Below are 4,558 nucleotides of genomic sequence, written 5' to 3'. Positions count from 1 at the left end.
GGCGTACGTCTGGCCGTGCCGGAACACGTGACCGGGGGTGTCCCAGAACGGCGCGGCCACCGCGCCGCTCGCCACGACCCCGCCCAGCGGCTGCACACCGGAGGTCACCCCCTTGGCGAAGGTGATCAGGTCCGGTGTGATCCCGAAGCGTTCGGTGCCGAACCAGTCGCCGAGGCGGCCGAAGCCGCAGATCACGGCGTCGACGACGAAGAGCACCCCGTGCCGCGCGCAGACCTCCGCCGCGGCCTCGACGTACCCGGGCGGCGGTGGGAGCACCCCGCCCGCGCCGATCACCGGTTCGCAGAAGAAGGCGGCGACCCGCTCCGGGCCCAGCTCGCGGAGGGTCTCCTCGAGCATCTCGGCGTCGTTCCACGCCGTCTGGACCACGTCCGGCACGAAAGGGGGCGCGACCCGGTTGCCGGGGATGCCCGCGAGCGACGTGCCGAGGCCGTGCGTGCCGTGGTAGCTGTGCTCGCGGTGCAGCAGGATCGTGCGGTCCGGCTGCCCGGTCAGCGCGAAGTGGGCGCGGGCCATCTTGGCCGCGGTGTCGATCGAGTCGCCGCCACCGCTGGTGAAGAACACCTTGGCGTCGGCCATCGGGGCGCGGGCGGCCAGGGCGTCGGCGAGGGCGAGCGCCGGTTCGTTCGCGAAGTCCGTGAACAGGTGGTACGCGTCGAGCGTCCGCAGCTGGGCGGTCACCGCGTCGACGATCTCCCGACGGCCGTGGCCCGCGTTGGCGTACCAGAGGCTCGCGGTGGCGTCGAGGTAGCGGGTGCCCGCGGAGTCCCAGAGCCAGACGTCCTCGGCGCGCGTGATCACCACCTGCGCCCGGCGGACGGACGCCATGGCGGCGAACGGGTGCCAGAGGGTCTCGGTTCCGGTCATGTCGCTCCTAGCTGATCGAGGGTGGATCGGGGGGAGTAAGCAAGGGGGTACACGAGAAGCGAGGAGGCGTGAAGTGTCGTACGACGCTGTGCTGGCCGAGACCGTGGGCATCCGCGGCCACGGGGACGACCTGGTCGAGGCCTACACCGCCCGCCCGATGGCCCCCGGGCCGCGCGGCGGGGTGATCGTGATCCACCACATGCCCGGCTTCGACCGGGCGACGAAGGAGATCGTCCGGCGGTTCGCGGTCACGGGGTACGACGCGATCTGCGTCAACCTCTACAGCCGCGAGGCCCCCGGCGCCGAGCCGGACGACGCGGCCGCCACCGCCCGCGCCCAGGGCGGCGTGCCGGACGAGCGGTTCGTGGGGGACGCACGGGCCGCGGCGCGCTGGCTGCGCGACCTGCCGACGTCGAACGGCAGGGTGGGGACGATCGGGTACTGCTCGGGCGGTCGGCAGGCCTTCCTGACCGCCGTCGAGGTGGACGTCCAGGCGGCCGTGGACTGTTACGGCGCCTTCGTCGTCGGCAGGCCGCCGGAGGGCTTCCCGCTCCAGGTCGCCCCGCTCGCCCACCGGGTGCCGGAGGTCGCCGCGCCGCTGTTGGGCCTGTTCGGCAACGAGGACGCCCACCCGTCGCCCGCGCAGGTCGACGAGCTGGAGAAGCTGTTGCAGGAGAACGGGAAGAGCGTCGAGTTCCACCGCTACGACGGCGCGGGGCACGCGTTCTTCGCGGTCGACCGGCCCGCGTACCGGCCCGAGGCCGCGGTCGACGGCTGGCGGCACATCGAGGCCTTCTTCGCGACCCACCTGGGGGCCTGACCCGTGTGCACCTACTCCACCGAGAAGGTCGAGGTCGAGCGGAGCAGCGCGAAGGGCCCCGCGGGGTGGTTCCCGCTGCGGACGGCCACGGTCTACTACGACCATCCCGTCCACGCCCCGGACGACCACACCGTCAACATCGACTTCCTCAACCCCGACCAGGGTCCGGGCGCGCGGGTGGCCGTGGAGCTCTCGCTCGACACCGCCCGTGAGCTGATCGCGGCCCTGCAGACCACGGTGGACCGCGCGAAGGATCACTAACGCCCGCAGGTATCTCGGCGAACCCCTCCGTGCTCGGGTAGGTGACGGAGGGGAGCCGGGATGACACTCGAGGCGACGGGCCGACGGGATCTGGCGGAGTTCTGCGGTGAGGTGTCGACGATCCAGGAGGTCGTCGCCGCGCTGACCGCGATCCGGGACGCCGCCGCGGCGGACATCACCCGGCCCGCGGTGGACGGGATCTCGGCCTTCACCAGGCTCTACACGATCATCACGCAGAACGTGCTGGACACGGTGGAGGGTCGGAGACCGAAGCGGGAGTTCCGTGATCCCGAGTTCCTCACGCTGCTCGACCTGGAGTTCGCCAAGCGGTACCTCGCGGCCGTGAGGGCGTACTCCGAGGACTCGCCGGGCACCCCGAAGGCCTGGAGCGTGCTGTTCCGGCGCAGGCGAGCGCCGGGGATCCGGCACGTCAACTTCGCCGCCGCGGGGGTGAACGCGCACGTCAACTTCGACCTCACGTTCGCGTTGCTGGAGACCTGGCGGACGTTCCCGCCCAACCGGGACCGACACCACGACTACAACCAGGTCAACGGCATCTTCGCGGACGAGATGAACGGACTCCGGGACGACTTCGACGCCTTCCTGTCCGAGATCGACGTCGACGGCAGCCCGGCCGACAGGATGGGCAACCTGCTCTCGGGCCTGCTGGTCCGCTGGACCCGGGCGGTCGCCTGGTGGGCGGCGCGCTGGGTGTGGCGGCACTACGACCCCGTCGGCACGCTGGGCGGTCTCGCGTACCGGAAGGCCTACGACCGGATGCACCGTCGGCAGGACCGGGCCGCGCAGGCCGTGGGGTGGGCGGTCCTCAAGGCGCCGCGCATCCCCTGAGGGTCGCCCACCGGGTCAGGGCCGCCCGCCCGTTCCCTCACGGCCACTCGGCCGGACGCCGGGTCCAGGCGCTGACCAGCGGGGGCAGGAGCACGGTCGCGTCCGCGGCGGCCGCCTCGGCACACAACCGGTCGGGCAGGTCCGCGAGGTCGGGGAGGCCCTCGGTGAGCTCCGGGCCGAGCCGCTCGACCACCGGCAGCAGCGCACTCCACACGCCCATGACGAAGGCCAGGACGTCGGGATCCGACATCCGGCCGAGACAGCCGCCCAGGGTCGACCGAGGGGCGGGCAGGCCGGCCTCCCGGAACACGCGGTGGAGCGAGGTGCCCATCTCCGTCCGCGCCCCCGCCGTGCGGAAGGCCGCCACGATCAGGTCGCGGACCCGGGTGAACAGCGGCAGCTCCGGGACGCTGCGGGCGGCGCTGACCTCGAAGTCCTGGAACGTCACCACGCCACCGGGCCGGACCAGGCCCGCCACCGTGCGGAGGGCCCCGACCGGGTCCGGCAGGTGCATCAGGATCAGCCGCCCGACGACGGCGTCGAACGGCTCGGGCGCTGTGTGGTCGGGCGCTGTGTGGTCGGGCGCTGTCTGTTCGGGCGCTGTCGGCTGGGTGATGTCGACCTGCCTGAAGGAGATCGTCGAGACGCCCTCGGCGGCCGACCGCAGGGCCGCCACGTCGAGGATGTCCGCCTGCACGTCGACCGCGGTCACCGAGCCGGTCGGTCCCACGATGCGGGCCGCCGCGAGCGCGACGTCCCCGGGACCACACCCGACGTCGAGCACGCGCATCCCGGGCTCGAGCCCGGCCAGGCGCAGCGCCTGCTCGGTGTGGTCGCCGTAGAGCCGCCCCTGGAGCAGGAGCCGCTCGACCTCCGGGTCCTGGTGACCGAGCACGTAGCCGGTAGCCGCTGCCATGCGGCGAGTCTCGCAGCGTGAAGACCGGCGAGGGTCGGGGAGGCGTGAACAACTCCGCACGCGCCGGGATCGCGCGCGGTGAGGAGTGGCGGGTATGACAGTCCGGTCGACGACTCGGCCGGCTAACCTCTCCTGGTGTCCGACCGTCCGCGCACCGCCGCGCCCGCCGCCGATCTCGCCACCACGGTGGTCCTCGCGGCGTTCATCGCCGTCCTCGGCCTGTTCCCGGGGGTGTACGTCGGGGCGAGCGGGGTCCCGATCGTCGTGCAGAACATGGGGCCCTTCCTCGCGGGTGTGCTGGTCGGGGCGCGCCGGGCGGTCCTCGCGGTGCTCCTGCTGCTGGCGCTGGTCGCGATCGGGCTGCCGTTGCTCTCCGGGGGCCGCGGCGGGCTCGCCCCGTTCGTCGGCCCGAGCGGCGGGTTCCTCGTCGGCTGGATCCTGTCCGCGCTGGTCAGCGGCCTGATCGTGCAGCGCTCCGCGCGGCCCCGGCTGCCGCTGCTGCTGCTCGCCGCGTTCGCCGGGCTCGTCGCCGACTACCTGATCGGGGTCCCGTGGCTGGCGATCCAGACGGGCTCGTGGCCCACGGCGTTGACCGGCTCGCTCGTGTTCGTGCCCGGTGACCTGGCGAAGGTCGTCATCGCGGCGCTCGTCGCCTCCCTGGTGCACCGCGCCCTCCCGGGACGGTTCGTGGGGCGGGCGTGACCCCCGTCCTCGGCGGCGCCACCCTGCCTCCGGACCTCGCGGCCCGGGTCGGGGGAGCGGCGGCCGAGCTGGCCCGCCGAGGGATCGGCCCCGGTGCGCGCGTCGCCGTCGACGGCTCCGACGAC

The 4,558-nt window shown here is 73.4% G+C and carries 6 protein-coding genes; 4 read left to right on the top strand and 2 right to left on the bottom strand.

Annotation, left to right across the window (positions count from 1 at the left end; translation table 11 throughout):
- A partial coding sequence (locus H5J29_RS21660; protein ID WP_181782877.1) for an aminotransferase family protein occupies window positions 1–885 on the bottom strand: 885 nt, incomplete at its 3' end.
- A gap of 73 nt (window positions 886–958) precedes the next feature.
- On the opposite strand from H5J29_RS21660, the gene H5J29_RS21655 reads away from it, so the two are divergent.
- The 3 genes from H5J29_RS21655 to H5J29_RS21645 are packed head-to-tail and all read left to right on the top strand — an operon-like array spanning window position 959 to window position 2,815.
- Window positions 959–1,705, top strand: coding sequence for a dienelactone hydrolase family protein (locus H5J29_RS21655; RefSeq protein ID WP_312858346.1), 747 nt, complete (start codon window positions 959–961; stop codon window positions 1,703–1,705).
- Between the two features lie 3 nt (window positions 1,706–1,708).
- A complete protein-coding gene (locus H5J29_RS21650) occupies window positions 1,709–1,966 on the top strand; it encodes a DUF6295 family protein (RefSeq protein WP_181782875.1) in 258 nt (85 codons plus the stop codon).
- Window positions 1,967–2,026: 60 nt separating this feature from the next.
- Complete coding sequence (locus tag H5J29_RS21645; protein ID WP_181782874.1) at window positions 2,027–2,815, top strand: DUF5995 family protein; 789 nt, start codon at window positions 2,027–2,029, stop codon at window positions 2,813–2,815.
- Between the two features lie 37 nt (window positions 2,816–2,852).
- On the opposite strand, the gene H5J29_RS21640 is transcribed toward H5J29_RS21645, so the two are convergent.
- A complete protein-coding gene (locus H5J29_RS21640) occupies window positions 2,853–3,731 on the bottom strand; it encodes a class I SAM-dependent methyltransferase (RefSeq protein WP_181782873.1) in 879 nt (292 codons plus the stop codon).
- 132 nt (window positions 3,732–3,863) lie between these two features.
- Here H5J29_RS21640 and H5J29_RS21635 point away from each other — a divergent pair, with 132 nt between their 5' ends.
- Window positions 3,864–4,433 (top strand): biotin transporter BioY, encoded by a 570-nt coding sequence (locus H5J29_RS21635; RefSeq protein ID WP_220187741.1) that lies wholly within the window; start codon window positions 3,864–3,866, stop codon window positions 4,431–4,433.
- Window positions 4,434–4,558 lie beyond the last annotated feature (125 nt).

It is taken from the genome of Pseudonocardia pini (assembly GCF_013870575.1).
Lineage (GTDB): Bacteria > Actinomycetota > Actinomycetes > Mycobacteriales > Pseudonocardiaceae > Pseudonocardia > Pseudonocardia pini.
The sequence above is the reverse complement of the archived record's forward strand: the minus strand, read 5'-3'. Positions and strand labels throughout refer to the sequence as shown.